We start from the raw sequence: 293 nt of genomic DNA on the forward strand, positions 1-293 counted from the left end.
TTCCCGTCTTCGCCACCGCGCTGGACGAGGTGTGCGCCCACTTGGACGGCCTCCTGGCACGCCCGCTCAAGGACGTCATGTTCGGCACGGACGCCGGGCAGCTGGAGCAGACGGGCTACGCGCAGCCCGCGCTGTTCGCCGTCGAGGTCGCGCTGTATCGCCTGGCCGAGTCGTTCGGGGTACGTCCCGAGATCGTCGGTGGTCATTCGATCGGCGAGTTGACGGCTGCGTACGTAGCCGGACTGTGGTCCTTGGAAGACGCGGCTCAACTGGTCGCAGCTCGCGGCAGGTTG

Annotated in this window: 1 protein-coding gene; it reads left to right on the forward strand. The window is 67.9% G+C overall.

Annotated features, from left to right (window positions below; genetic code table 11):
* On the forward strand, positions 1 to 293 hold a 293-nt coding region (locus ADL01_RS26880), incomplete at both ends, for an acyltransferase domain-containing protein (protein ID WP_159049638.1).

The organism is Streptomyces sp. NRRL WC-3618 (genome assembly GCF_001280005.1).
Lineage (GTDB): Bacteria > Actinomycetota > Actinomycetes > Streptomycetales > Streptomycetaceae > Streptomyces.